This window comes from Collinsella sp. AM15-2 (genome assembly GCF_003471985.1).
Lineage (GTDB): Bacteria > Actinomycetota > Coriobacteriia > Coriobacteriales > Coriobacteriaceae > Collinsella.
Map to the genome: position 1 here is coordinate 37,764 of NZ_QRKO01000010.1, position 26,353 is coordinate 64,116.

At 60.9% G+C, this 26,353-nt stretch carries 27 protein-coding genes and 5 tRNA genes; 31 read left to right on the forward strand and 1 reads right to left on the reverse strand.

Features of this window, described 5'->3' with window-relative positions:
- The first annotated feature begins 81 nt into the window (after positions 1-81).
- The 25 genes from rsgA (at position 82) to proC (ending at position 20,415) form a co-directional block, all read left to right on the forward strand.
- Complete coding sequence (gene rsgA / locus DW171_RS05775) at positions 82-1,266, forward strand: ribosome small subunit-dependent GTPase A (protein ID WP_233539113.1); 1,185 nt, start codon at positions 82-84, stop codon at positions 1,264-1,266.
- A gap of 252 nt (positions 1,267-1,518) precedes the next feature.
- Positions 1,519-2,178 carry a Flp pilus assembly protein CpaB gene (gene cpaB / locus DW171_RS05780; RefSeq protein ID WP_233539114.1) on the forward strand — a complete coding sequence of 220 codons (660 nt, stop codon included), beginning with the start codon at positions 1,519-1,521 and terminating at the stop codon, positions 2,176-2,178.
- Positions 2,178-3,827 carry a P-loop NTPase gene (locus DW171_RS05785; RefSeq protein ID WP_118270699.1) on the forward strand — a complete coding sequence of 550 codons (1,650 nt, stop codon included), beginning with the start codon at positions 2,178-2,180 and terminating at the stop codon, positions 3,825-3,827. The genes cpaB and DW171_RS05785 overlap by 1 nt, the downstream gene beginning before the upstream one ends.
- On the forward strand, positions 3,824-5,152 hold the full coding sequence (locus tag DW171_RS05790; RefSeq protein ID WP_118270700.1) for a CpaF family protein: 1,329 nt from the start codon (positions 3,824-3,826) through the stop codon (positions 5,150-5,152). The genes DW171_RS05785 and DW171_RS05790 overlap by 4 nt, the downstream gene beginning before the upstream one ends.
- Positions 5,125-6,051 (forward strand): type II secretion system F family protein, encoded by a 927-nt coding sequence (locus tag DW171_RS05795; RefSeq protein WP_118270701.1) that lies wholly within the window; start codon positions 5,125-5,127, stop codon positions 6,049-6,051. The genes DW171_RS05790 and DW171_RS05795 overlap by 28 nt, the downstream gene beginning before the upstream one ends.
- Complete coding sequence (locus DW171_RS05800; RefSeq protein ID WP_118270702.1) at positions 6,048-6,689, forward strand: type II secretion system F family protein; 642 nt, start codon at positions 6,048-6,050, stop codon at positions 6,687-6,689. Before DW171_RS05795 ends, DW171_RS05800 begins: the two co-directional genes overlap by 4 nt.
- A 10-nt stretch (positions 6,690-6,699) precedes the next feature.
- Positions 6,700-6,933, forward strand: a complete 234-nt coding sequence (locus DW171_RS05805) for a hypothetical protein (RefSeq protein ID WP_118270703.1) — start codon at positions 6,700-6,702, stop codon at positions 6,931-6,933.
- Positions 6,897-7,460 carry a hypothetical protein gene (locus DW171_RS05810; RefSeq protein ID WP_147357345.1) on the forward strand — a complete coding sequence of 188 codons (564 nt, stop codon included), beginning with the start codon at positions 6,897-6,899 and terminating at the stop codon, positions 7,458-7,460. Before DW171_RS05805 ends, DW171_RS05810 begins: the two co-directional genes overlap by 37 nt.
- Before the next feature lies 1 nt (position 7,461).
- Positions 7,462-7,680: a hypothetical protein gene (locus tag DW171_RS05815; RefSeq protein WP_117637386.1), complete on the forward strand. Its 219-nt coding sequence runs from the start codon at positions 7,462-7,464 to the stop codon at positions 7,678-7,680.
- Entirely contained in the window at positions 7,616-8,152 is a 537-nt protein-coding gene (locus DW171_RS05820; protein WP_117563703.1) for a TadE/TadG family type IV pilus assembly protein, read from the forward strand. Before DW171_RS05815 ends, DW171_RS05820 begins: the two co-directional genes overlap by 65 nt.
- Positions 8,153-8,228: 76 nt before the next feature.
- Complete coding sequence (locus tag DW171_RS05825; RefSeq protein WP_118270705.1) at positions 8,229-10,289, forward strand: hypothetical protein; 2,061 nt, start codon at positions 8,229-8,231, stop codon at positions 10,287-10,289.
- Positions 10,289-10,765, forward strand: coding sequence for a hypothetical protein (locus tag DW171_RS05830; RefSeq protein ID WP_118270706.1), 477 nt, complete (start codon positions 10,289-10,291; stop codon positions 10,763-10,765). The genes DW171_RS05825 and DW171_RS05830 overlap by 1 nt, the downstream gene beginning before the upstream one ends.
- Complete coding sequence (locus DW171_RS05835; RefSeq protein WP_233539115.1) at positions 10,762-11,121, forward strand: DUF192 domain-containing protein; 360 nt, start codon at positions 10,762-10,764, stop codon at positions 11,119-11,121. The genes DW171_RS05830 and DW171_RS05835 overlap by 4 nt, the downstream gene beginning before the upstream one ends.
- 58 nt (positions 11,122-11,179) lie before the next feature.
- Positions 11,180-11,470 (forward strand): hypothetical protein, encoded by a 291-nt coding sequence (locus DW171_RS05840; RefSeq protein ID WP_117583813.1) that lies wholly within the window; start codon positions 11,180-11,182, stop codon positions 11,468-11,470.
- Positions 11,445-11,729: a ribbon-helix-helix domain-containing protein gene (locus DW171_RS05845; RefSeq protein WP_035137167.1), complete on the forward strand. Its 285-nt coding sequence runs from the start codon at positions 11,445-11,447 to the stop codon at positions 11,727-11,729. The genes DW171_RS05840 and DW171_RS05845 overlap by 26 nt, the downstream gene beginning before the upstream one ends.
- A gap of 123 nt (positions 11,730-11,852) precedes the next feature.
- Positions 11,853-11,925, forward strand: a tRNA-Phe gene (locus DW171_RS05850).
- A 297-nt stretch (positions 11,926-12,222) separates the two neighbouring features.
- A complete protein-coding gene (locus DW171_RS05855) occupies positions 12,223-13,284 on the forward strand; it encodes a glycoside hydrolase family 5 protein (protein ID WP_055309641.1) in 1,062 nt (353 codons plus the stop codon).
- A gap of 6 nt (positions 13,285-13,290) precedes the next feature.
- Positions 13,291-14,169, forward strand: coding sequence for a 16S rRNA (cytidine(1402)-2'-O)-methyltransferase (gene rsmI / locus DW171_RS05860; protein ID WP_089572680.1), 879 nt, complete (start codon positions 13,291-13,293; stop codon positions 14,167-14,169).
- A gap of 69 nt (positions 14,170-14,238) precedes the next feature.
- Complete coding sequence (gene metG, locus DW171_RS05865; protein WP_089572678.1) at positions 14,239-15,840, forward strand: methionine--tRNA ligase; 1,602 nt, start codon at positions 14,239-14,241, stop codon at positions 15,838-15,840.
- Between the two features lie 110 nt (positions 15,841-15,950).
- Positions 15,951-16,811, forward strand: a complete 861-nt coding sequence (gene rsmA, locus DW171_RS05870; RefSeq protein WP_117876698.1) for a 16S rRNA (adenine(1518)-N(6)/adenine(1519)-N(6))-dimethyltransferase RsmA — start codon at positions 15,951-15,953, stop codon at positions 16,809-16,811.
- Positions 16,801-17,718 (forward strand): TatD family hydrolase, encoded by a 918-nt coding sequence (locus tag DW171_RS05875; protein ID WP_117563695.1) that lies wholly within the window; start codon positions 16,801-16,803, stop codon positions 17,716-17,718. Before rsmA ends, DW171_RS05875 begins: the two co-directional genes overlap by 11 nt.
- A gap of 43 nt (positions 17,719-17,761) precedes the next feature.
- Positions 17,762-17,848: transfer RNA gene (locus tag DW171_RS05880), tRNA-Leu, on the forward strand.
- Positions 17,849-18,154: 306 nt separating this feature from the next.
- A complete protein-coding gene (locus tag DW171_RS05885) occupies positions 18,155-19,093 on the forward strand; it encodes an SPFH domain-containing protein (RefSeq protein ID WP_117765456.1) in 939 nt (312 codons plus the stop codon).
- Positions 19,094-19,099: 6 nt separating this feature from the next.
- Positions 19,100-19,570, forward strand: a complete 471-nt coding sequence (rlmH, locus tag DW171_RS05890; RefSeq protein WP_117655498.1) for a 23S rRNA (pseudouridine(1915)-N(3))-methyltransferase RlmH — start codon at positions 19,100-19,102, stop codon at positions 19,568-19,570.
- 74 nt (positions 19,571-19,644) lie between these two features.
- Entirely contained in the window at positions 19,645-20,415 is a 771-nt protein-coding gene (gene proC / locus DW171_RS05895; protein ID WP_117655499.1) for a pyrroline-5-carboxylate reductase, read from the forward strand.
- Positions 20,416-20,573: 158 nt separating this feature from the next.
- Here proC and DW171_RS10235 read toward each other — a convergent pair whose 3' ends face one another.
- Positions 20,574-20,747 carry a DUF6724 family protein gene (locus DW171_RS10235; RefSeq protein WP_168170424.1) on the reverse strand — a complete coding sequence of 58 codons (174 nt, stop codon included), beginning with the start codon at positions 20,745-20,747 and terminating at the stop codon, positions 20,574-20,576.
- Between the two features lie 111 nt (positions 20,748-20,858).
- Between DW171_RS10235 and serS the strand changes: the two genes are divergently transcribed.
- The 6 genes from serS (at position 20,859) to DW171_RS05925 (ending at position 26,328) form a co-directional block, all read left to right on the forward strand.
- A complete protein-coding gene (gene serS / locus DW171_RS05900; RefSeq protein WP_117647930.1) occupies positions 20,859-22,142 on the forward strand; it encodes a serine--tRNA ligase in 1,284 nt (427 codons plus the stop codon).
- A 171-nt stretch (positions 22,143-22,313) separates the two neighbouring features.
- On the forward strand, positions 22,314-22,691 hold the full coding sequence (locus tag DW171_RS05905; RefSeq protein WP_117583806.1) for a hypothetical protein: 378 nt from the start codon (positions 22,314-22,316) through the stop codon (positions 22,689-22,691).
- 77 nt (positions 22,692-22,768) lie between these two features.
- Positions 22,769-22,845: transfer RNA gene (locus DW171_RS05910), tRNA-Arg, on the forward strand.
- A 353-nt stretch (positions 22,846-23,198) separates the two neighbouring features.
- A tRNA-Arg gene (locus DW171_RS05915) sits at positions 23,199-23,275 on the forward strand.
- Between the two features lie 159 nt (positions 23,276-23,434).
- Positions 23,435-23,511 (forward strand) — tRNA-Arg (locus DW171_RS05920).
- Between the two features lie 375 nt (positions 23,512-23,886).
- A complete protein-coding gene (locus tag DW171_RS05925) occupies positions 23,887-26,328 on the forward strand; it encodes a lipopolysaccharide assembly protein LapB (protein ID WP_118270708.1) in 2,442 nt (813 codons plus the stop codon).
- Positions 26,329-26,353: the final 25 nt, after the last annotated feature.

Consider the following 26,353-nt stretch of genomic DNA (forward strand, 5'->3'; position numbering starts at 1 on the left):
CGGTCGAGCATTTGCTCGACCGACTCTTTTTTTGTGGGAAAATACCTGCTCAGTTGTGATTTTTGGTGCTGGGAGGCGTTTGTGGCTAAGGCTAAGGCTAAGGCGAAGAAAAAGACGACGGGGGCGCGGGCTAAGCGTGATCGTCGTCGGAAGCTCGCGACCGAACCCCCTGCATCTGCTGAGGAGTTGCTGGCGAGTGTACCGGGGCTTGACGCGCTGCAGGATGTTCCGGCGTTTGATGACCTGCCGGTCGATGAAGCTCAGCAGGCTGCCTTTGATGATTTCTGCGCACATGCCGAGGAGCCCGAGCAGATGCAGCTTGGCGCCGTGGTGCGCTTGGATCGTGGGTTTCCGCTGGTGGCGACTGCCGACGATACCTTCCGCGCCGAGCATGCCGTGGGATTTGCCAAGTCGCGCGGTGGGGACGAGGTCCTGCTGCCTGCCGTGGGCGATCGTGTGGCGGTGCGCCGCGCTCCCGGGCACGATATGGGCGTGATTGAATGCGTGCTGCCGCGCCGTACGAGCTTTGAGCGTTGGCGCGGCCGTGCCCGCGGAGAGCGCCAGGTGCTCTGCTCCAACGTGGATAGCGTGCTAATCGTGCAGGCGCTCGGTGCCGGCGAGGTGCTGCTCGACCGTGTGGCGCGTTCGCTGGTATTGGCGCTCGACTGCGATGCCGAGCCGGTGGTGGTACTCACCAAAGCTGACCGCTGCGATGCCGAGGAACTCGAGCGCGATCTGGACCGCGTGCGCCGCCTGGTGGGTCCGGACGTGCGCGTGATCGTGACGTCTTCTGCCGAGGGCCGCGGTCTGGACGAGGTCCGTGCCTGCGTGCCTGCCGGGAGCTGCGCCATGATTCTGGGCGAGTCGGGTGCCGGCAAGTCGACGCTGCTCAATGCACTGCTGGGCCACGATACGTTGGCGACCGGCGGTGTGCGCGAACGCGACGACCAGGGCCGTCACACTACCGTCGCGCGCGTGATGGTGGCGCTGCCGGGCGACGCCGGCGTGATCGCCGATGCCCCGGGTCTGCGCAGTTTGCCGCTCGTGGGTCACGAGCGGGGTCTGGCACGCGCCTTCCCCGAGATTGTCGAGGCATCGCGTGCGTGCCGGTTTGGCGACTGCACGCATACCCACGAACCGGGTTGCGCCGTTCGCGAGGCCGAGGACGCCGGGCAGATCGACAGCCTGCGTCTGGAAACTTTCCAAAATCTGGCGTCATCCATGCGCGTGAGCGCTCAAATGCTCGATCCCGATGTCCATCTGTAATTGATTTTTCCTATGACAGCCGTCTCCCAACTGTTCGGGAGACGGCTTTTTTGCTGCGGAAAAGCCTCGAAACATGCAGTTTGCTGACGTGCTGACCAAAACCTTGCCACGAGCTTGACGGGCTGGTCAGCTTTTGGTCAGCGATTGGTTTGACATCGAAAACCAAGATTGCGATTGCGCCGCTTTGCACTCTGGCCGCCCAGACAATGGTGGTACGGGCATTCGCCCGGCACTGCCATGAGAGGAGCGGCCGTGAACAAGAGCAAGCGCATCGCCATCAGTCTGGTCGCGGGCGTGCTCGCTGCTCTGCTCTGCATGGTTTACGGCTCGTCGATCCGCTCGCAAGCCGAACAGGTCCAGGCTGAGACCTTGGCCAAGTACGGTGGCGATCGCGTCGAGGTATGCGTCGCGGCGCGCGATATCGATGTGGGTGAGACCCTCGATGAGACCAATGTCATAACCCAGGAGTGGCTGACGAGTCTGCTGCCGCGTGACGCGGCGACCGAGCTACGCCAGGTGCGCGGCGACGTGACGACTTCGCGTATTCCCAAAAACGCCGTGATCTGCAATGTCTACACCAAGGCCGAGAGCCACATGCTCGAGGTACCTAAGGGCAAGGTCGCCGTTTCGGTGGCGGTCGATGCCGAGCGCTCGGTCGGCGGTGCTGCGGGCGTGGGCAGCTACGTGGACGTGTACGTGCAAAAAGACGGCGTAACCGATCGGCTGTGCGGCGCGTACGTGATCGATACCAGCGAAGATGCCGGCACCACGCGTGAAGGCAAGATCGAGTGGGTGACGCTGGCGGCAGACCCCGAAGATGTCAAGGAATTGCTGGGAGCCTCGGGAAAGGGAACGGTCAGCTTGACGATTCCCGCCACGGTGCGCGGCAAAAAGAGCGGAGGCGACGAGTGATGAAGGCGATCTGGCTTGCGTGCTGCGCATGCGGCGATTACGGGCTGCTACAGCAGGAAGTCGAGGGTCGCGATGTGGGCGCGCAGGTGCTTCGCGTGGGCGACCTGGACGGGCTGGTATCCATGGCGCGGGCGTTTCCGTCGCGTCGCGGTGCCGCCATCATCGCGGCGTCTCTGTTCGATACCGAAGACGTGCGGAAGACCGTTGCGCGCCTGACGGCCGAGGGCCGCGTGAGTCGTGTCGTCGTGTTGATCGAGACACTCGACCCGTCGGATATCGAAGGGCTGTTTCGCGCGGGGGCGACCGAGGTCATCGCTGCGCACAGTTTGTGCGGCAACGGGCGCGCGGGTGAGGGAACGGTTGATTCCGATTGGCGCATGACGATTGAGCCCGATGCTTTTGTTGATAGGGAACCCGGGGCGCCTCGCGCTACAAGAGGCCCGCGTGTTGATGAATATGGAAAAGCGGAAGCCGAGCATGGTCGGCGCCCCCGGGACCCCCTTGCATACGATGACGCTGGAGGGCCGGTGCCGTATGGCGATGACGTTCTGGCTGAAGATATGGGATACGTGCACGGCGTAAATCTGGCCGATGAGCTCGACGAGGTCGAGGGTTTTGCCGGGGCTGGCGAGCCGTGTGCCGCTGCGTCTTTGGCTTCGGAACCGCAGCCCGGGCAGCCTGCCATGCCGGCTTGGGCTCAGCACGTGACCGCGGCGGGGGAGACGGGGATGTTATCGCCCGCGTCCGTGTCGCCGGTTCCTGCGCCGTCAGCCCCCGCGCTGCCGGCGGACGCTTCGATTCCCTCGCGTCGGGCACCGGTTGTCTGCGCCGTTTCGGGTTCGGGCGGTTGCGGCAAGTCGACGATCGTTGCCACTATGGCGCATGCGGCGTCGTTGCTGGGTTTGCGTGCCGCTGTGCTCGACTTGGACCTCATGTTTGGAAACCTATACGATCTGCTGGGTGTCGATGCCCCGCACGATATGGCGACGCTTATCGAGCCGTCGGCGGCGGGCGCACTTGCCGAGCCGGATATCGTGGCCGCATCGATGCGTGTCGCCCCGGGCGTCACGCTCTGGGGACCTGTCGCGGCCCCCGAGAAGGCCGAGCTCATGGCACGTCCGGTGGAGCTATTGCTCGATGTTTTGCGTCGCGAATCCGACGTGGTCTTTGTCGACACCTCGGTCTTTTGGGGTGATGCCGTGGCCGCCGCTGTGGCGGCGAGCGACCGTTGCCTGGTCGTAGGCGATGCGGCAGTATCGTCCGCGACATCCGCTTCGCGCGTCATTGAGCTGGCGAGCCGTGTGGGCGTGCCGCGCACACGCATGAGCGCCGTGTTCAACCGGTTTGGTGCGCGCGGTGCCGACGAGGACGTCGCCATGCGCTTCGAGATTGCCTGCGCACTGAGCTCCAAGATCCGCATTGCCGATGGCGGTCAGGACTTGGCCGCGCTCATGGCATTCGGTCGCGCCGACGAGGCAGTGGGTCAGACGAGCGCTTTTGCGACCAGCGTGCGCGAAGCCACGCGCGAGATGCTCGTGGAGCTGGGCTGCGCCGTCGGTCCTTGGAGCGATATGGTCGCCGACCGCGCGACCCGCACCGAGCGCCCACGCATTCGTCTTCCCTGGTCGCGTGAGGGTGATTCGCGATGAGTCTGCAGACGAGGATTAAAGCCGCTGGCGCGGCCGCCGCGGCTGCCCCCGTTGATGCGGGGCGCCACCGTGCCGTTAAACGCCGCACCAAGCGTGCGGTGATGGACCGTATGGGCTACGACGAGGTGGCGCGCATCAGTGCCTACGTCGACCCGGCCCTTGCCCGCTCTGAGCTGCGTCCGGCGGTGGAGGCGGCGCTCAACGTGGAAGAGCCGACCGACTTGGCGACGCCTGAGCGTGAGACCATCATCGACGAGATCCTAGATGACGTGGTGGGCCTGGGACCGCTGCAGCCGCTCATCGAGGACGACACCGTTACCGAAATCATGATCAACGGCTGTCGCTCTGCCTTTTTTGAGCGCAGTGGCGTTTTGTATCCCATCGAGCACGCGTTTGAGGACGACGAACAGATCCGTGTGCTCATCGACCGTATCATCTCGCCGCTCGGCCGTCGTATCGATGAGCGTAGCCCCATCGTCAACGCCCGCCTCAAGACGGGTTATCGCGTCAACGCGGTGATTCCACCCGTGGCGATCGACGGGCCAATCCTCACTATCCGTAAGTTCTCGGACCGTATCTGTTCGCTGGACGAGCTTGTGGGGTTGGGGTCACTGCCGCTTTGGTATGCGCAGCTGCTGTCGTGCGCGGTGTCGTTGCGGCAGGACTTGGCGGTTGCGGGAGGCACGGGGTCGGGCAAGACCACGCTGCTCAACGCGCTGTCGTGCGAGATTTCCACCGGCGAGCGCATCGTGACGATCGAGGATTCCGCCGAGCTCAAGTTTGCACATCACCCACACGTCGTTCGTCTGGAGGCGCGTGAGGCGTCAATCGAGGGCGAGGGTGCGGTGACGATTCGCGACCTGGTGACCAATGCTCTGCGTATGCGCCCCGACCGCATCGTCGTGGGCGAGGTGCGCGGTGCCGAGTGCTGCGACATGCTGCAGGCCATGAACACGGGCCATGACGGCTCGCTCACCACGCTCCATGCGGGTACCGAGCAGGAGACCGTGGTTCGCCTGACGCTGCTTGCGCGCTACGGCATCGATTTGCCGAGTGAGCTTATCGAAGAGCAGATCGCCATGGCGCTCGACGGCATCGTGATGTCCGAGCGCCATGCAGATGGCAGGCGCTTTGTGGCCTCATATTCTGGGGTTCACCGCGGCGCGTCGGGTGGTGTTGAGCTCGAACGCTACGTGACGTTCGATGCCGCCGAACGTACCTGGACGCTCGACCGCGAGCCGCCGTTTATTGCGGAGGGCTTGCGGTCGGGAACGCTCACGCAAGAGGAGGTGGACGAATGGAGATCGCTATGCCCCTCGTCGTAGGGGGTTTGGCGGGGCTTTCTGTCGCGACGGCGTGTGGGGCAGAACCTCGTGTGCCGCGGATGCCGCTGGCGGAGCTGGCGCGCCAGACGCTCGAATCGATGGCGGAGAAGCTGCCGCGTGAGTTGACGGAAAACGACCTGCTGACAAAGATTGCCCGCTCGTGGGCGTCGCTGATCCCCGCAGATCGCCTTGGGCTTGCTATTGAGGATAACCCGGCTCGTCTGGCATTTCTGCTGCTGTCGAGCGGTATCTGCAGCGTTTTGCTGGCCGTTGCGTCGTTGTCGCCCACCGGCTTTGTCTTGGGGCTGGTGGCGCCGTTTGGCGTGGGTGCCGCGCGTGACACCTTCGATCGCCGACGCGAACAGCATGATGTGGAAGAGGCCATGCCCGAGGCGTTCACGGCGTTATCCATGTCGCTTGCCTCGGGGCATTCGCTGGCACAGGGCATGCGCTTTGTGGGCGCCCATGCGCAAGAGCCGGTGCATACCGAGTTTTTGCGGGTGGCGGCGGCAATCGATTGCGGTATCTCGGCGACCGACGCACTCGATGACCTACTCGTTCGCATCGATGCCCCCGGCCTTTCGCTTGTCACCTTGGCGCTCAAAGTATCGCAGCGTACCGGGGCTCCGCTTGCCGGCTTGCTGTCCGAGGCGTCGAGCATGGTGGGTGAGCGCATTGAGCTCAAACGCCGTCTGGACGTTAAGACGTCACAGGCGCGTATGTCGGCACACATGGTCGCGGCGATGCCGGCGGGCATGTGCGCGGTACTGGCTTTGCTTTCGGCAGACTTTCGCCGCGGTCTTGCGACGCCGGCTGGTGCGGGCGCCGTGGTGCTGGGACTTGCCCTCAACGTCGTTGCCCTGGTAGTTATCCGGCGCATTATGCGGGTGGAGTTATGAGCGCCCTGGTCGGGGTCGCGGCTTGTCTGTGTGCCCTGAGCGTATTTGCCGCGACAGGTCTGGAGCGTGCGGATGCTCGCAAGATTGCAGAGACGTGCAAGCGTGAGGCGGTACTGGTCATTGCTGCGGGCTGCTCGGTGGTCGATGCTCTGACCGCGCGAGTGAAGGGCGCGGTTGGAGCGGGCGGCCCGGCGCGAGTGTCGCTCGGCGAAGTGTCCGAGATGATCGATGTTGTGCGCTTGGGTCTTTCGGCCGGTCTTTCGTTTGATGCGGCGCTTGAGATTTTCTGCGCCAACCGCCGGTCAGTGCTGGCTCTTCGCCTTGAGCGCGCCTGCATGGCGTGGCAGGTGGGCGTGGGCACGCGTGAGGACGAGTTGTTGGCCGCCGCGCGCGACCTGGACGTGCGAGCGCTCGAGACCTTTGCCATCACGGTGGGGCAGGCGCTCGCCCTGGGTGCCCCACTTGCCGAGACGCTGGCCGCTCAAAGTCGCGAGATCCGTGCGGCTCATCGCGCCGCGGTCGAGCGCGAGATCGAGCGTGCGCCCGTCAAGCTGCTGATTCCCACCGGCACGCTCATCTTGCCGGCGTTGCTTCTGTCCATATTGGGCCCGCTGCTGGGAGCAGGCGGGATGATGTAGGGAGGAATACATGAACACGATGACTGACGCTGCTGGCAAGGTCCAGGGCTGGGCGTTTTGCCGGGCGGCACATGTTCGTCAGCGCGCCAAGGAACTATTGCAGGAGGAGAGTGCACAGGGTACCACCGAGTATGCCATCTTGGTCGGCGTGCTCGTGGTGATCGCGATTATCGCCATCATCGCATTTAAGGGCAAGGTCCAAGATCTATGGAACGCTATCAGCGAGGGCATCAACAGCCTGTAGAGGGCGAGCGTCCCATCGGGGTGCTGCTGGTGTTTGCTTGCCTGACCGTGGCGATAGCGGCGGTGCTTTGGGGGCTTAACGCCGCGCGGCAGCAGCGTCCTGGGACCGCCTCCGATTTGGGCTCAGATTCGGCGGTGGCGTCTCAAAAAGATGAGATGCGAGATGCGGACGATTCGGATGTCGCTGTCACGGCGCAAACCTTTCTGCGGACGCTCGACAAGCGGTCTGGCACTGCGACGGATTCGCCTGAGGGCAACGCGATTGCGGTCCGGCTTGCATGGTCCGAGGACCGACCGATGACCGAAGCGGCGGCGGATATGCTGCGTGCCTATCGCGAGGTACCCACGGCGCAACTTGCTCTGAGCGGCTATCTCGACATCAAGGGAAACGTGTGGGGCGCCATCGTGCGCGACGAACGCGGCTGGGTCGATATGGTGACAATTGCCGCGGATGCTGGCGATGCTTCGTGTCGTCTGCGCGCCGTGCTCCTGAGCCCGCAGGCAACGGACTCAAAGGAGGGATCGTGAAATGCATGATGTCCTGCGTGAGGAATCTGCCCAGGCGACGGTCGAATACGCCATCGTCACGGTGGCGCTGTTATCGATCGTGCTGGCGATCGCGGGACTTTGGCCTGCCGGCACCGATGGGCGCTTGGCGGCGCTGGTTGAGCGGGCGGCATCCCATGGCGTTGCCTCGACGTCGGTTATCGACGCCGCTGCGGCCGCTAAGGACATCGCGTTGTATTGATGCCGCGCGCGAGGACCGGGCGCAGTCTACGGTCGAGGCCGCTTTTTTGCTGCCGACGTTTCTGACACTCATCCTTCTCGCGCTGCAACCGGTGTGCCTGCTCTATACGCGCGCGGTCATGGAGTCTGCCGCCGCCGAGACCGCGCGGCTCATGACCACGACGACGGCGGAGGACGACGATCTTAAGGAGTTCACCCGCCGCCGACTTGCCGCAGTGCCCAACGTTTCGATCTTTCATGCCGGCGGGCCGTTGTCGTGGGATATCGAGCTTGGCCGGGCCGGTGCGGGTGGCGTCTCGTCCGTGTCCGTTTCCGGCGAGGTCAAGCCGTTGCCTGTGATCGGTGCGTTTGCGCAGGCTATGGGTGGTACCGCCGAGGGCGGCTACGTTGAGCTCAAGGTCGATGTCTCGTATCAATCGCGTCCCGAATGGCTGGAGGGAGATTATGATTCGTGGATTGCTGCATGGGATTAGGCGCTGCCTGTTGCGGGTGACGCAAGGGTTTGCGGCCCGCCGTCGACCAGGCGCTCTCCGCAAACGAGGCGGCTTTATGGGTCGAGCCGGTGTCGATCTGTTTATCGAAGACGGCGCCTATACCACGCTTTCTTCTGCCGTGGTCATCCTAGTGGTGCTCACATTGTTGTTTTCGTCGACCGCGGCGATATGGAGCATGTCGCGTGCCGGGGATACTCAGGTGGCGGCTGATAGTGGCGCGCTGGCGGGTGCCAACGTAGTGTCGTCCTATCACACGGCTGCCACGGTGGTTGATGCGAGCATCTTGAGTCTGGGGCTGGCGGGGTTTGCCACGATCGGGACGGGCCTGGTCGCCATCCTCATCCCGGGTGCCGAGCCGGTTGCCGGCAATATGGTCGACACCGGGATTGAGATCATTAAAACGCGCAACAAGTTTGCCAAAAGCGCATCGGAAGGCTTACAGAAAATCGAGACGGCTCTGCCGTATCTGATCGCCGCGCGTGCCACGCAGGCGGTGTCGGCGCAGGATACCGATAGTGTGACCTATACCGGTACGGCGCTTGCCGTGCCCAGGACATCCGAGTCTGACTTCGCTGCGCTCGAGGGGTCCGAGATCTCGACCGATGCCATTAAAGACACATCAGATGATTTAGAGTGTGCGGCCGAGGAGCTGCGGAAGGCTTCTGAGGACACGGCGAAGGCTAAAGAGCGTGCTTGGCTGGCGGATTGTGGTGGGTCTGACAAGGGCTCGGTCGGCAGCTGTTCTTGCATGTGGGAGCGTGCGAAAAGCCTAACGGATCTCTCCGGTGTTCAAAATCCGCATTACTCATCGAGCGTTACGTGGGAGCCTCAAGTTGCCCTTGATCGCGCGAAGGACTACTACCATTGGCGTCTGACAAATGAGAAGCCCCAGGGCTCGAGTGTCGAGATGAAGGCAGAGTCTGCGGCGCGTAAGGCGTTTTATACCTATGCGAACGCGGAGGTCGATCGGGCATATATAACCGAGAACGGAGACAGGGTTTCCTCCTATATTCCGCTGCTGCCGCGCAACTCTGATGAGGTTCGGGCGACGGAACTCTATACCGATGCGGTGTGGCCGACGAGCGTGAACGATGACAAGGCGTATCTGCATTACGGGACGACCTGCCCTAACTATAAGAAAGGGACGCCGAGCGGATTTGCTTCGGTTGCCGATTACGATGGACAGGATAAATGCAGCAAATGCCATTTTGGCGTTTTGTCGCTTGGTGCTGTTGCGGCGCCTTCAACCTCTATCGAAAACGGCTTCGAGTATCACTTTGACAAGTTTAAAGACGCCCTGGAGGACTACGTCGACTGTCGCAACAAGGAGCTCGAGCTCGAGCGTCAGACCGAGGACGAAGCCGACCGTGCGGGCAATGCGTTCGATACCGCCATCAAAGAACTTTCCGGTGAGCGTCCGCGTATCGCTCCGCCCGGTCGCAACGGCGTGGTTGCCTTTGCGGTTTCGGGTGCCATCTCGAGCCCCGATGAGCTCAACTCTTCGTTTAACACGGCAGTCAGGCTTGGCGATCGCGGTGCCATCTCTGCCGCGGTGCTGGCGCCCGATGGGGCGACGGCGCAAAACAACGTGCTTTCGCGATTTTTCTCGACATTGAAGGAACGCTCGGGTGGCGTTGCCGGCGTGCTCGATGGCGTCATGGATGTCTGGGGACGGCTGCTTGTGGGATACGGAGACATCCAAGGTTCGGCCGACGAACTTATGGACGAGATGATTAAGGGCCCAGGAGGGGGCAACGGTGCGTTGGACTCCATTGCATCGTGGCTCGGCGATACCGTTTCGGCGTCCGTGGCGGCGCTGGGTTTGGAACCGTGCGACTTGCGCCTGCGAAAGCCGGTGCTGACCGATTCCGCCAACGTCATTAAGAGTCCGGGGTCTGACATTGCCGGTCTCTCTCAAGCGCAAGACAAGCTGCGAAGTATTCCGTTGGGCGTGACCGATCCCAAGGCGCTTTGCGAGGCGTTGGAATATCAAGTCGAACGCACCATCAGCGGTACGGTGTTCACGCTTGCGGAGATTCCTCTGCCCGGCGGCGGCTCCATCCCGCTCACCGTCGATGTCGCCACGCTGGTTGGCGCTCTGGGCGGTGGGTCGTAATGAGTATCCGCATGCGTCTGCGCGAGGAGCACGCCCAAGCGACGGTGGAGATGGCAGTGGTTACGCCCGTTTTGCTGGTGCTGGCACTCATCGTGTACAACGTCATGATCTTTGCCAGTGCTGTCGCGCGCTTCGACCGCGTGGTGCCCGACATCGTGTTGGCGCACGCCGTGGCGTCGGAGGGGGAGGGCGACGAAAGCTCTGTCGATGCCTCGGCGACGGTTCAGACTCAAATTCTGAATGCCATGGAAGGCTATGGCTTGCAGATCGAAGTGTCGAGCGAGCAAGGCGCGGAGGCATCGGATGGTGGCCTGCTCTCCCTATCCGGTACGTTTAGGACCTACACCTGCACCATGCACTATGAGCCGTGGCCGACTTCTCTCAGCATCGCTGGCGTTCCGCTGGGGGCGCCGACAACGTTGTCGCACGAGCGCGCGGTGACGGTCGATCCATGGCGTCCGGGGGTGGTCATGTGACCGCGGTCTCGTCCTACATCGCGTACGCGCGGGCGCTCAACAGGCTGGGTTGGACGCCGGCCGAGTTTGTGGTGGCGGAGTCGTTTGCCGTGCGCCTGCGCGGCATGCTGGGACGGTGTCCGGTTGCCGCCAACGGTCTGCCGCTCGTCATGGCGTTTCCACGCTGCTCTTCGGTCCATACGTGTTTTATGGCCTATCCCATCGACATCGCCTTCATCGATCGCGACGGCAATATCCTCGCGCGCTACGAAAGCGTTCGTCCTTGGCGCACGTGCTCCTGCCCCGGCGCCTGGGCCGTACTAGAGCGTCCTTCAATCATTGTTTCGACCCCTGCTCTCCAACGCGTGCCGGCTTAAGAATTGGCGACAGCGGACTTTCGTCATACGAAATTGGGTAAGATGGAGGAGAAGATGCATGGATGTTGAGATCCATCCCAACGCTAAAAAGCACCTGACAGAAAAGCAGGTGCTTAGCGCTTGGCTTGCGGTTACTGAGTGCATTCGTCGCGAGCCGAAGGACGAGCCGCCGAGATGGCTTGCGATTGGATGGCTCCCAGACGGACGAAGCGTGGAGCTTGTCGCGGTCGAGCTTGTCCGTGGGGGCTTATCATTCATGCCTTGTCTCCAGTCCAGAAGAAATTTTGGCAGGAGATTGAACGGGCTCGGCAAAGGGGTCGATGATGGGCAAGACGTATACGGCCGCTAATGGTCAGGTTGTAACGGATGAAATGATTGACGCGTGGTGCGAGTCGTACGAGCGCGGAGAGTTTCCGGATGGCGAACACACCGTTGGTGGGATCGTGCATGGACGGCCCCCACTCTCAGGTGAGGGGACGGCAACGCTGTCGGTCAAGATTCCTCTGGGAATGAAGGAGGCCATTCGTCGACGGGCGGCTGCCGAGGGGATGACGCCAAGTGAGTTTGCCCGTGCGGCTCTGAGCGAAAAACTTCTTGCTGCCGGCTGATGCCTCTGACGTGCCGATTTAAAGAACCGAGGCTGTGCTCAAAAACTTTTTTGAAATTCTCGGTTGACCGGAACGCGTCCTTGGTTATACTAATCAAGCCTTGAAACAAGGCACACCTCAAATGGCTGGGTAGCTCAGTTGGTAGAGCAGAGGACTGAAAATCCTCGTGTCAGGGGTTCGATTCCCTTCCCCGCCACCTTGAATTGACTAGGACCTCTGCAAAGGGGTCCTTTTCTTTTATGTAGGGTTCTGCGGAAACTGCGTCCCAGAATAAGGGCTCAGAACGGGACACACTTTCCGGTGCCTGCCTCCGGCGCGCGTACACACCTCGTCGCACCATTCCGAGTCCGTCTGCTCCCAGACATTCCTCCCACTTTCGCGTCACTTTGCAGACCGTTCGGTCGCCTGTCCGCACACGCGGGTATACTCAAAACGATACTTATCCTACGCAATACGATGCGGGTTCGACCTGCATGATCCGAAGGGGGCAGTGATGGAGAGGATACTCGGCGTTAATCTCTCTGGCTGGTTTATTCCCGAGCCTTGGGTGACCCCGTCGCTGTACGCGGCGACCGGTGCATCCAACGCGGCCGAGCTACAGGAGGCCATGGGTACCGCCGCCTATAACGAGCGCATGCGCCGCCATTACGAGACGTTTGTGAGCGAGGACGATTTTCGTCGCATGGCGCAGATCGGTCTCAATGCCGTGCGTCTGCCGGTGCCTTGGTATGCCTTTGGCTCACAGGAGTCCGATGCCTCCTACATATCGGTTGTCGATTACATCGACCGCGCGATTGAGTGGGCTGCCAAGTACGACATCCGCGTGCTGCTCGATCTGGCAACTGTGCCCGGTGGCCAGGGCGATTCCAACGATTCGCCCACCACGCCGGAGGCTGTTGCCGAGTGGCATTCGTCCACCAACGGCCGTCATGTCGCACTCGACGTGCTCGAGCGCTTGGCCGATCGCTATGGCGAGGCCGAGAGCCTGCTGGGCATTGAGCTGCTGGACACGCCGCAGATGAGCGTTCGCAAGAGCCTCTTCACCATGACGGATGGCATTCCCGCTCACTACCTGCGCAATTTCTATCGCGATGCCTACGAGCTCGTCCGTTCGTATATGCCCGAGGATAAGATCGTCGTCTTCTCGTCGTCGGGGCATCCCAGCGAGTGGAAGCATTTTATGCGCGGCGCCAAGTACAAGAACGTCTACATGGACCTTCACCTGTACCATTACCGCGACGAGTATGCGCTCGACATCACGAGCCCCCGCGGGCTGACGACGGCGATTTCGCGTAACAAGCGCGAGCTTAAAGAGGCGATTTCGACTGGGTTCCCCGTGCTGGTGGGCGAATGGTCGGGCGCGGCGATCTTTGCTAACTCGTCGGTTACGCCCGAGGGCCGCAATGCCTACGAGCGCGTGTTTATCGCCAACCAGCTGGCTTCGTTTGCGCCGGCTGCCGGTTGGTTCTTCCAAACGTGGAAGACCGAGAAGCGCATTGCAGCATGGGACGCCCGCGCGGCGCTCGGTACGCTCGAGCGCGGCATGATTGAATAGGTTGATATGACGCAAAACAGCGCCCATACGGGCAAACTCTATGTGGTCGGCACGCCCATCGGCAACCTAGGCGACCTGTCCCCGCGCGTTGGCGAGGCTTTTGCCGCCGCCGATGCCATTTGCTGCGAAGACACGCGTGTGACGTCAAAGCTGCTGATGCACCTGGGTATTTCCAAGCCGCTTGTCCGTTGCGACGAGAATGTGATCGCTAGCCGCGCTGCCGGCCTGGTCGACCGTCTGCTGGCGGGGGAGACCCTCGCCTTTGCCTCGGACGCCGGCATGCCGAGCGTGTCCGATCCCGGCCAGGCGCTGGTCGAGGCGGCGCGTGAGGCCGATGTGCCTGTCGAAGTTATTCCCGGACCCTCTGCTTGCGTCACGGCACTCGTTTCGTCCGGCATTCCCTGCGAGCATTTTTTCTTCGAGGGCTTTTTGGGCCGAAAGCACGGCGACCGTGTGCGCCGTTTGCAGCGCCTTGCCGTGGTGCCCGGCGCACTCATCTTCTACGAGTCTCCACATCGCATCGTGGCGACGCTCGAGGCCGTGGCGGAGGTCTTTCCCCAGCGTGAGCTTGCCGTCTGCCGCGAACTCACCAAGCTGCACGAGGAGGTCTTGCGCGGGCCCGCTGACCAGCTTGCCGAGGAGCTGCGTGCTCGCGGCGAGGTAAAGGGCGAGATTGCGCTGGTCATCGCGCCGCCGAGCGAGGACGAGGAGGCCGGCATCGCGCCGGTTGGCGCTGCGGTAGCGGATCCCGACGATGCCCTGCGCGAGGATATCCGCACCGCGCTCGAGGAGGGGGAGCCCGCCTCTGCGGTGGCCAAGCGCCTGTCTCAGAAGTATTCGCGCCGCAAGCGCGATGTCTATGCCATGGTGCTCGATATGCAATAGATGGAGGATATCCAGCCCTTGCGCTAGAATCATCCCCTGTATGCAACGTTTTTCTGGAGGACAAACCCCATGGATCAAAGCAAGCCTTCGTTCTTTATCACGACGCCCATCTACTACGTCAACGCCGATCCGCACCTGGGCACGGCTTATTCCACCATCATCGCCGACGTTCAGGCTCGCTATCGCCGCTCCGCCGGCTATAACGTCAAGTTCCTGACCGGCATGGACGAGCACGGCGAGAAGGTCGCCGAGGCCGCAGCCAAGCATGGCATGACGCCGCAGGAGTGGACCGACAGCCAGGCTCCGCACTTCAAGGAGCTTTGGAGCAAGCTCGAGATCTCCAACGACGACTTCATCCGCACCACCGAGCCGCGCCAGCATCATGCCGTGCAGTACCTGTGGGAGCGCATGAAGGAGTCCGGCTATCTGTATAAGGGCAGCTACGACGGTTGGTATTGCGTGCCTGACGAGACCTACTTCACCGATACGCAGGTCCAGAAGGGCGACGAGGAGTACGGCAGCGTCGGCCAGCATCTATGCCCCGACTGCCACCGTCCGCTTGAGCGCGTCCAGGAGGAGTCCTACTTCTTTAAGCTTTCCGCCTTCCAGGACAAGCTTCTCAAGCTCTATGACGAGCACCCCGACTTTGTCGAGCCTGCGTTCCGCATGAACGAGGTTCGCAGCTTTGTCGAGGGCGGCCTCAACGACCTTTCCGTGAGTCGCACGAGCTTTGACTGGGGCATCCAGGTTCCGTTTGACGAGGGCCATGTGACCTATGTATGGTTTGACGCGCTGCTCAACTATATGACGGCCGTCGGCTACGGTGTCGACACCGACGAGGCGCGTGCCGAGCTGGCCTATCGCTGGCCCGCGCAGTTCCACATCGTGGGTAAGGACATCATCCGCTTCCACTGCGTCATTTGGCCCGCCATGCTCATGGCCATCGGCGAGGCCCTGCCCGAGCACGTCTTTGCCCACGGCTTCCTGACCGTGCGCAATGCCGAGACCGGCAAGGCCGAGAAGATGTCCAAGAGCCGCGGTAACGCCATCGCTCCGCAGGACGTTATCGACATGCTGGGCGTCGAGGGCTATCGCTACTACTTTATGACCGATGTCGTTCCCGGTACCGACGGCGCCATCAGCTTCGATCGCATGGAGCAGGTCTACAACGCCGACCTGGCCAACAGCTGGGGCAACCTTATCTCGCGTTCGCTCAACATGAGCGGCAAGTACTTTGACGGTTGCGCGCCCGCCAAGCCCGCATCGTTCGATGCGTTCGACAACCCGCTGGCAAAGATCGCCGATGGCCTGGTCGACCGCTACATGGCCAAGATGGACGTGCTCGATTACGGCGGAGCCAAGGATGAGGTCATGGAGCTCATCCACGCCGCCAACCACTACATCGAGGACTCCGAGCCCTGGGCACTTGCCAAGGACGAGGCCAAGGCTGACGAGCTGGCGTTTGTGATCTACAACCTGCTCGAGGCCATCCGCATTGCCGCTCACCTGCTGATGCCGCTCATGCCTCAGACCTCTGCCGAGGCCCTGCGCCGCCTGTCCTGCGAGAACGAGGCCGCGACCGACGACCTCAAGGGCATTTGCGCTTGGGGCCTGCTTGCTGGTGGTCAGCCCGTCGAGAAGGGCGATCCGCTGTTCCCGCGTCTGGCGTAGAGACCGCGCGAGCGCCATATCGGCAATTTGCTGTTTAGCTGTAAGGGCATGGCCGCCACGGTCCATGCCCTTTTGTTTCAAGACGCCGCCATCATGCTAAGGAGGCAACCATGACAACTTCGCCTTTGGCAAACCCCACGGCCACCAGGGAGCTGCTGGAGGAGTTTGGCCTTGCGACCAAGCATCGCCTGGGCCAGAACTTTCTAATCGACAATCATGTGATCGAGCGTATCTGCGAGCTTGCCGAGCTTGCAGGTGACGAGCGCGTACTCGAGGTGGGTCCGGGTTGTGGAACGTTGACACTTGCGTTACTGCAGGAAGCGGCGTGCGTTACGTCCATTGAGGCCGATCCCGAGCTTGAGCCGGTGCTCGATGCCCACGCCGCCGACTATGCCAACTTCCGCTTTATCATGGGCGATGCGCTCAAGGTGACGCCGGAGCAGATTGAGCAGGCCGCCGGTGGTGAACCCACGGTGTTTGTCGCGAATCTGCCCTATAACGTGGCGGCGACGATCATTCTTCAGTTCTTCCAGACGATGCCCGCGCTTAAGCGCGCTGTCGTCATGGTGCAAAAGGAGGTTGCCGATCGCATTGCCGCAGTGCCGGGCAACAAGACCTATGGCGGCTATACGGCAAAGCTCGGCCTGTATGCGCAGGTGACGGGTCGCTTTGAGGTGCCGCCGCGTTGCTTTATGCCGGCGCCGCACGTGGACTCGGCCGTCGTGCGTATCGACCGTGTTGACGGTGTGGTGCCCGAAGAACTCGATCGCGAATTTGTGGCCCGCGTGATTGACGCTGCATTTGCTCAGCGTCGCAAGACCATCCGCAATTCCATGAGCGCCAACGGTTTTGCCAAGGACGTGCTCGATGCCGCCTTTGAGGCTTGCGGTATCGCACCCACCACGCGCGCCGAGACGCTTGATGTTGCCGACTTTGTCCGTCTGGCCCAGGAGCTAATCCATGATGCCTAATGCCGAACGCGTGACGTTTACCAAGAAAAAGAAGACGGTTGCTTGTCCCGTGCCCTTGGCACCGCTTGCTGACACGCATGCGCATCTGCTTTCGTTTTGGGGCAAAGAAGTGCCCGAGACACTCGTGCGCGCCAAAGCCGCGGGCATCGACCTGTTGGTGACGGTCTTCGATCCCATTGCCGATAAGCGCAGCGTGACGGACTATAGCGACTGGCTGACGCGCGAGATTCTGCCGATGCAGGATATCCCGCAGATCAAGTATCTTGCCGGCGTGCATCCGTATGGCGCGCCGGACTATACCGACGACGTTCACGCACAGGTCGTTGCCGCACTCGATGACCCCTTATGCGCCGGTATTGGCGAAATCGGCCTGGACTACCACATGGACTATGATGACGATATCGCGCCGGCACCTCATAACGTGCAGATTGACTGCATGGCGCGCCAGCTCGAGCTTGCCGCGTGCCGTAACGTGCCGGTGGAGTTGCACCTGCGGCACGAGGACTCGGATGGGGAGCGCACCTCGCATATGGATGCGTACAACGTGCTTCGTGAGGTGGGCGTGCCCCAGGCCGGTTGTGTGCTGCACTGCTTTGGCGAGGACCGCGCCACGATGGAGCGCTTTGTGAAGCTGGGCTGCTATATCGCCTATGGTGGTGCGGCCACCTTTAAGCGCAACGACGACGTGCGCGAGGCATTTGCGGCGACCCCGCTCGACCGCATTTTGTTCGAGACGGATTGCCCGTATATGGCTCCGGAGCCCATCCGCGGTCTTGAATGCGAGCCCGCAATGATCTCCATTACGGCAAACGCGCTGGTTAACGACCGTGTCGATCGCACTGGTGAGGACGCCGAAACAATCGCGCAAGCCGCTTGGGAAAATGCCTGCAAACTTTTTCAAAAATAGTTCTTGCGTTCGCGGTGGCGCTCCGTTATTCTAATTCCTGCACGCGGGCGTGGCGGAATTGGCAGACGCGTACGGTTCAGGTCCGTATGGGGGCAACCCCATGAAGGTTCAAGTCCTTTCGCCCGCACCATTGATTGAAAGAGCTCCCAGCAATGGGGGCTTTTTTGTTATGTGCCCATCGCAGGGACTTGAACCTGTGAAGGAGCGAGCGTCAAGAAAACGCGGAGCGTTTTTAGCGAGCTGGCGAGTCCGCCGGCAGGCGGGCGAAGCCGGTGCGGATCCGCGAAGCGGATGCGCGGACGTCCTTTCGCCCGCACCATTGATTGAAAGAGCTCCCAGCAATGGGGGCTTTTTTGTTATGGGCCTCCTGTTGGTGTCACGTGGCTGCTTCGTGCGGGTATCCTAGTGCTAACGTGTGCCTATCAGAGGAGAGACCATGCTGTTGTCCGGTATTATCGCTGCTCTTACGAGCCTTCTACTTCCCATCATCATTTTGTTGCTGCTGCTCCCCAACGCCTGCTATGTCGTTGAACAGCAGCATGCCGTGATCATCGAGCGTCTGGGCAAGTTTAACCGCATCGTCAACGCGGGCTTCCACATGAAGGTGCCCGTGATCGACCGCAAGGCCGCCACGGTGAGTCTGCGCACCATGAAAAACGGCTTCGGCATCGACGTTAAGACCCAAGACAACGTGACCATCGGCCTTGAGGTCTCTGCTCAGTACCACGTGAGCTATGACATGGGCGCCGGCCCGGCAGATTCGGGCATCTACAAGAGCTACTACATGCTGCAGGAGCCCGTCGACCAGATGCGCGATTTCATCACCGATGCCCTGCGATCTTCCATCCCCGTCTATACGCTCGATGAGGTCTTTGCCAAGAAGGATGACATCGCCAAGGACGTTAATGCCACCGTGTCCGAGCAGATGGCTGCCTACGGCTTTACCCTCGTGTCGACACTCATCACCAAGATCGCGCTGCCGACCGAGGTCGAGAACTCCATGAACGACATCAACGCCGCCCAGCGCAAGCGCGCTGCTGCGCAGGAGCTCGCCGAGGCCGACCGCATCAAGCGCGTCACCGAGGCGACCGCCGAGGCCGAGGCGATGGAAAAGGCGGGCGAAGGCATCGCCAACCAGCGCAAGGCCATCGCGCTGGGCATCAAGGATTCGCTCGAGATCATCCAGGAGACGGGAGTCGGTAACGACGAGGCCAACCAGCTGTTCATGTTCACGCAGTGGTCCGAGATGATGACGGAGTTCGCTCGCACGGGTAAAACCTCGACGGTCGTGCTGCCGAGCGATTTCTCACAGTCGGCCTCGATGTTCGAGCAGATGCTGGCCGCCGGCAAAGTTCAAAACGACTCGAAGGAGTAGGTGCGCGTGAAGTACACCGTTGTATGCGTCGGTAAGCTCAAGGAGCGCTTTTGGAAGGACGCGTGCGCTGAGTACACCAAGCGCCTAGGTGCCTATGCCAAGGTGGATATCCGCGAGGTGGCCGATATCGACCCGGCTAAGGCGGGCGGCGTGGATGCCGCGCGCGACAAGGAGGGGGCGGCGATTCTTGCCGCCTTGCCATCTCGAGCGCATGTGATCCTGCTGGCTATCGAGGGCAAGGAGCGCTCGAGCGAGGAGTTTTCGGCGAGGCTCGACGATCTTATGCTGCGAGGTAGTAGCGACATTGCCTTTGTAATCGGCGGTTCGGACGGCGTGAGTGATGAGGTGCGCGCCCGCGCCGACGAGATGCTCAGCTTTGGGCGCATTACCTTGCCGCACAACCTGGCGCGCGTGGTGCTGCTGGAGCAGATCTACCGCGCCTGCAAGATTAGCCGTGGCGAGCCGTATCACAAGTAGGTCGGCAATACGAAACAATAGCGTGGGACAATGACTTTCGTTTTTGAGGAACGCATCTGAGAGGACTGTGTGATATGAAGATCGGATTTGTCGGTTTTGGCAATATGGCGAGTGCTATGGCCGATGGCTGGATTGCCGCCGGCGTGGCCGCGGGCGACATGTGCGCCTGCGCAGGCCGCTACGATGCTTTGGTCGAGCGTTGCGAGGTGCGCGGCATGGTCGCCTGCCACGATGCCGCCGAGGTTGTCGCCGCATCCGATATCGTGGTCGCTGCGGTCAAACCGTACATGATCGAGAAGGTATTCGCCCCGCTCAAGGATGCTCTTGCCAAAAAGGTCGTTCTGTCGGTTGCCTGGACCTGGGACAGTGCCAAGTGGGAGCAGGTCCTGCCGGGCGTCGCGCATATCTCGACGGTGCCCAACACGCCGGTTTCGGTGGGCGAGGGCGTCATCGCCTGCGAGAAGGCTTCGACGCTTAACGACGAGCAGCGTGCTGTGGTGCTCGACCTGCTCGGTAAGCTTGGCGCTGTCGTCGAGCTCGACACAAGCCTGCTGTTTGTGGGCGGCACGGTGGGTGGTTGCGCTCCGGCGTTTGTCGCCATGGCAATCGAGGCCCTGGGCGATGCGGCGGTCAAGCACGGTATCCCGCGTGCGGATGCTTATCGCATTGTGAGCCAGATGGTGCTGGGTACGGCAAAGCTGCAGCTTGCAACTGGCCAGCATCCTGCGGCGATGAAGGATGCCGTATGCTCGCCCGGTGGTGCCACCATCAAGGGCGTCGTTGCGCTCGAGGACGCCGGCATGCGCAGCGCCCTGGTCAAGGCAATCGACGCAACCCTCCAGTAAAACCGACCAAAAAAGGGACAGGTTTATGTTGGCAGGTTTTTCCTGCGGTTTTGTCCTTTTAGCGAAAAGTGCCCCGCAACTGGCTCAATTCCAGTTGCGGGGCACTTGCGTTTGCCCAGATAAAACCGACCAAAATAAACCTGTCCCTTTTTGGCAGGTTAGTCCCAGAAGCTGTCTTCTTCGTCCTCGGACTTGGGGCCGCGGTCGACATACATCTTATGGGTGCGCTTCTCCATTACAAAGGCAATAATCGCAAACAGCAGGATGCCGCCGGCGAAAAGGATGGCAAAACCGGTGCGGGTGCCAAACAAAAAGGAAAAAACTGCGTCCATTGGGTGCCTTCTTGCGTAGTTGAGTTGGGTCGTAAACGCTCATAAGTATATACTTGCCCATACATGTACAAGGTTGCAACCTAAATGGAATGTATATCGCCGGAGGATCTAATGCTTGATATCAAGTTTGTTCGCGAGAACCCCGATGCCATCGATGTCGCCATGGCTAACCGCCAGACGTCTTGGGATCGCGAGAAGTTCTTTGAGCTCGACGACGAGCGTCGTGCCGTCATCACCGAGGTCGAGGAACTTCAAGCCACGCGCAATGCCGAGTCCAAGAAGATCGGCGCCCTGATGAAGGAGGGCAAGAAGGACGAGGCCGAGGCCGCCAAAGAGGCCGTGCGCGCCGTCAACGAGAAAATTGACGGTCTGGCCGAGCGCCGCACCGCCCTCGAGCAGGAGCAGTACGACTTCATGGCTCACCTGCCCAACATTCCTTGCGAGGCCACGCCGTACGGCAAGGACGAGGACGAGAACATCGAACGCCGTCGTTGGGGCACCCCGCGCGAGTTCGACTTCGACTTTAAGCCGCACTGGGATCTGGGCACCGACCTCGACATCCTTGACTTCGAGCGCGGCAACAAGCTCTCCGGCAGCCGCTTCACCGTTCTCGGTGGCGCCGGCGCCCGTCTTGAGCGCGCCCTCATCAACTTCTTCCTCGATACGCACACCAGCCGTGGTTTTAAGGAGTGGTGGCCGCCCATCGTCGTCAAGCGTCAGACCATGTTCGGCACGGGCCAGCTGCCCAAGTTCGAGGACGACGCCTATCACGTCTCGGGCGACAACTTCCTGATCCCCACCGCCGAGGTCGTGCTCACCAACCTGCACGCCGGTGAGGTCCTCGACGCCGATACCCTGCCGCGCCGCTACACCGCCTTCACCCCCTGCTTCCGCGAGGAGGCCGGCTCCGCTGGTCGCGATACCCGCGGCATCATTCGCCAGCACGAGTTCGACAAGGTCGAGATGGTCAAGTTTGCCAAGCCGGAGGAGTCCGACAAGGAGCTCGAGAGCATGACCGCCGAGGCCGAGTTCCTGCTGCAGCAGCTGGGTCTTCCGTATCGCGTGATTAGCCTGTGCACCGGCGACCTGGGCTTCTCTGCCCGTCAGACCTACGACGTCGAGGTCTGGCTGCCGAGCTACAACGCCTACAAGGAGATCAGCTCCTGCTCCAACTGCGGTGACTTCCAGGCCCGTCGCGCCAACATCAAGTATCGCGACCCCGAGAACTTCAAGGGTTCGCGCTATCTGCACACCCTCAACGGTTCCGGTCTGCCGGCTGGCCGTACCATGGCAGCCATTCTGGAGAACTACCAGAACGCTGACGGCACCATCACGATCCCCGCGGTTCTGCGTCCCTACATGGGCGGCCTCGAGAAGATCGAGCCGGTCGCGTAGATTGGCTGCATAAGCGATTTGCTAGGGCACTCCTTTTTGGGGTGCCCTTTTTGTGTGCGGCCATACCATGCTGTGCGGACAGCTCAATAGAAAACACACGAACAACTGTTCTGTATACAGCCATCTACCTGCTATGCTTTTGCTAAATAAGAGCGAGAGAAAGGGGACGCGATGGAGCTGTTTGATGATCGGGTGGTTTTGTTTGAGAGCGACGAGGGCGGGGAGTACCTGCTTGTGACGTGTGAGCCGTCTGGCATGGGTGGCCTGGTGGTTCGACAGACGAGCGAGGGTCCGTTGACCCAATGGTGCTACGAGGAGTCGCCGCATGTGGTTGAGACGTTTGTGGCGCACGAGGGGCTTGTGGCCCTGGAGCATTTCTATGGGGTCCGGACATCTAACCAGGTTGCTCGCATGTTGAGTATCTCGTTTGCCGATTATGATTGTGCCCAGCGGGTGAGATCGCTCCTGAGGGAACTTGATGCTAAGTTTGACGTGATCGAAAAGCCAATCGATCGTACGGGGAACGACGGTATATGCGGAGCAGCATGACAAAACTGCGTTCCACAAAAAAGTTTGAGATTGTGCTTGACTCCAATAAGCTAAAGTGGTTTTATATGTTTTGCGCTGCGGCGTTACCTCAGCTGGATAGAGGGTCTGACTACGAATCAGAACGTCATAGGTTCGAATCCTATACGCCGCACCAATTGAACTTGAAGCCTCCGGCAACGGGGGCTTTTCTTTTTTGGAGACCAGACAGGGATTCGAACCTCGGTCGAGGCGCGAGCGTGAAGCGGACGCGGAGCGTCCGTAGCGAGCGGGCGAGCACGCCGGCAGGCGGGCGAAGCCGGCGCGGATCCGCGGAGCGGATGCGCGGAATCCTATACGCCGCACCAATTGAACTTGAAGCCTCCGGCAACGGGGGCTTTTCTTTTATGGCAACACCGCATGGATTCGAACCTCGGTCGAGGCACGAACAACTTAATTATCACTCCGTAAAATTTTTTCTAATTGTCGCTTGACCCATCGGGGGCTCGCGTGCATAATAATCCGTGCGTTGCGGCGTTACCTCAGCTGGATAGAGGGTCTGACTACGAATCAGAACGTCATAGGTTCGAATCCTATACGCCGCACCAACTGAACTTTAAAGCCTCCGGTAACGGAGGCTTTTCTTATATCGCGATGCGTCGAAGATCGCGCCAAGCCCTCCAAATGATTAAAAATCAAATTCGATAACTTTTTTTGAAAAAATGCTTGACCATTATTCAGTCCCTGTGCATAATAATCAACAAGTTGCGGCGTTACCTCAGCTGGATAGAGGGTCTGACTACGAATCAGAACGTCATAGGTTCGAATCCTATACGCCGCACCATTTGAGATTAAAGCTCCCGGCAACGGGGGCTTTTCTTTTACGTAAACACCGCATTGATCCGAACCTCGGTCGAGGCGCGGGCGTAAAGAAAACGCGGAGCGTTTTTAGCCCGCGGGCGAGCACGCCGGCAGGCGGGCGAAGCCGGTGCGGATCCGCGCAGCGGATGCGCGGAATCCTATACGCCGCACCATTTGAGATTAAAGCTCCCGGCAACGGGGGCTTTTCTTTTACGTAAACACCGCATTGATTCGAACCTCGGTCGAGGCGCTGGCGTAAAGCGGACGATTTCCTGTCGACTCGTGTAAGATTCCGAGTAGATGTCGCGACTTATTCGCGACCACTCCTTCTTCAAGCGACCGATCAGGGTGATACTTCGTGGCAGAGCGTCCGACATACAAGCTCAGGTTTCTCGATCCCAAAAAGCGCTTTCCGGCGATGCCCGAGCAGCCTGCGGGACGCTCATATGGCGTGGTCTGGAAACTCTTTGGCGAGGATCAGCATGAATCTTGTTATGTCGTCGAATTCGTTGGCAAAAGCCATGTGTCGCTTTTGGGCTACGTAAGCGTTTCGGGCGAGGTGTACAAGGTGGACCGCCCCGTCAGCGAGGCTCCGCTGCCCAACGATCCCGACATGGAACTGGTCCTTGACGAGTCGGACTCCGGTATTGGTGAGATTATGGTGAGGGGAGCAAACGGCACAATGCGCGCGTGCGCGCGAACCGTCGGCTCTCCCGAAGGTCCCATGCGCGAGCAGTCCGATCACGAGACATGGAATTCGACCCGCTCCCTTCCTTACGGTGAGTTCATGGCATCGATGTTCCTGCGCTACGTGATATTCGCTGACTCCGAAAATACCATTGCGAGCACGGCGGACGCCGACGGACTCGACGAGGGTATGCAAAACGTTGTCGACAAGATCAAGCTCGTAAAGCTGCCCGAGCCGGTCGAGGTGTTTTTGGGCTTTAACACGACACCGCTACCTGACGCTATCGAGACGCTGCTCTACCGCGTTGACCATGCCGAGAATCCGAGCGGTATCGAGCGCTATGCCGCCGCCCTTATGAGTGAAATTGACTTGCCTCGCTTGCGCACCATCGCCGCTAAGTCCGAGATGAGCCTGGCTCGCATCGATCGCTCAAAGCTTTTCTATCTCAATTTTGATCGCAGCCTGCTGGACCAGGACGAGATTGACATGCTGCTTGCCATCGAGTGCCGTCTTAACCGTCTCTCCGGCATCCTTGAGCACATCGGGGCCGGATTGGTCCCTGCGGCATCCTCGCCGAGCCTTGAGGGCTGCGCGCTCTTTGATGCGTGGCATATCGCCAAGACGACCAACGATGTTCCCCGACTGCTTGATACGGCCTCAAGCGATAACCCGTGGGCCAAACCGGGAACGGTTTCGTGCCAGCCGGGCGGTGAGTGGGATGTGCGTACCCGCTTCGCGCGTATTGTCGAGGCGCTTAACGTGGTCACGCGGCTCGACTATACCTATCGGGCAAACGTTGCCGAGGGGATTATGCTCGTTCGGTTTGGGCAGTCTGTCGTTGATGCCATGCCGCAACGTGAATACGACGCTCAAGATGACGCCTGGCACGAGCTGGACGAGGACACGCGCACGATCTGGGCCGCGGAGCACGATGCGCGCGTGGCGCTCACGCTTGCGGCAGCGTGTTTTGCCGCGGGCACCTGCATCACGCGCTGCTATGTGCAGATTGCTGCTCCCGACAGTGAGCAGGGCGAGTGCGTTGTCGCAACGTATTTCTTTGGGCGCGCGGCCTATCTGGCCGATTGCGTGCCTGTCGCCAAGGATCTTGAGAGCATGGACATGGACGATATGCCGTGCAAGCGTGTGCTTGAGGCGTATGAGTCAACCGCTCCGGAGACGATTGAGCCGGCGGAGGTTCATGCTCGTCCGCGTGATGACCATCGCATGCTGCCGCCGGCGCTGCGCGATCTGCTGCTTGCCGATACGGCTGACGAGCTGGAGGTCATGGAAGAGGACGACGACCCATACGTGGCCCGTGTTGTTGAATTGCGCGAGCAGGCAAAAGTCGACCGTACAGGTGCTTTTGAAGGCTTTTCCCGTCTTGTTGAGGAGTTGGAGGCTAAGTGCGCCGTCGCCGAGCTTTTGGCGACAGGTCCGGTTCAAACGCAGTTTTGCGATAACCAGCTGGTGCGCATGGTGCTACCGGTGTTGGAAGAAGACCGCTCTGTGCGAATCCTTCGTGCGCCCGATGCGCTGTACTTTGCCCAGCACGAGATCTGCAGCTTTTACGCCGAGCAAGAGGACTTTGAACGAGCACTGCCCGAGGTGCGCCATCTTTACGATCTGGCGCGCTCGTCCATGCAGTCGCACTTTGCGCTCATCAACGTGCTTGCGCGTCTGGAGCGCTTTGACGAGATTATCGAGGTGGCGCGCCACGGCCTACGTATTGCCAGCGATCGTTCTGCAATCGGCTACCTGTTCTATCGCTTGGCGTTTGCCTATTGGAATTGCGATCAGCTCGACCTGGCGCTGGCTTGTTACCGTCTGGTGCCGCGCGGCGAGGAGTCGGGCAGCAGCGCGCTGGAAGAAATGCAGGGCCTTATGAACGAGATGGGCGTCAGCGAGCCTCCGACGTTCGAGGAAGCGGTCGAGACCATCCATAAGGCTGGACTAGAGCTGCCGCCAGTGTCCGCCGTGACGAATCAGCTGGCAGATGCCGCTGTGCAACTGGTCGACAACGGTTTCTTTTTCCTGGCGCGCGGTTGTATCTTCCAAATGTGGCGCACCATGGGCAACGACGAGCTCGGCTCCCTCAACCGCTCGCTGGGGTAGGCGAAGCTTTCAAGAAGGAAAGGCT